Here is a 400-nt window from a genome sequence, read left to right on the forward strand (position 1 = left end):
TATTATCATCGGATACGCTCTCTTGCCGTCTTCGCTCTGTGGCATTCCCAACACAACGACTCAAGATTGGAATCGTCATCAGTACCGCCATGAGCTTTTGGGATGATGTGGTCAACGCTGGTCGCTTTCTTCGCTATCCTCTGTCGGCGATGGTTCTGACACAGGTATTTATCACGCTGAAGGATACGGGCTCGTTTAATTTCCCAGAGTCGCCCGTATCCACGTTCTTGCCTGCTCTTTCCTGACTGATAATTCCGCCAGCCGTCACCAGCATGCTGCTGTCGGTGTTGGTCACAATATCCGCTGACATCGTTGGTGATTGCCGCACACCCTTTGTGTCGGCATGGGCGTTTAGCACGTGCTGGCATCGGCATAGTCCTGTTTGTTGGATACAAATTTT

The 400-nt window shown here is 51.0% G+C and carries 1 protein-coding gene; it reads right to left on the reverse strand.

Annotation, left to right across the window (positions count from 1 at the left end; translation table 11 throughout):
- Positions 1-5: 5 nt before the first annotated feature.
- Complete coding sequence (locus JSN25_RS17990) at positions 6-368, reverse strand: HNH endonuclease (RefSeq protein ID WP_032943058.1); 363 nt, start codon at positions 366-368, stop codon at positions 6-8.
- Between the last annotated feature and the right edge of the window lie 32 nt (positions 369-400).

Source organism: Citrobacter cronae (assembly GCF_016893685.1).
Classification (GTDB): domain Bacteria; phylum Pseudomonadota; class Gammaproteobacteria; order Enterobacterales; family Enterobacteriaceae; genus Citrobacter; species Citrobacter werkmanii.

Bases quoted from the DNA above. Each gene is read 5' to 3' on its own strand.
- JSN25_RS17990 (WP_032943058.1), bottom strand. From the start codon at position 368: ATGCCAGCACGTGCTAAACGCCCATGCCGACACAAAGGGTGTGCGGCA.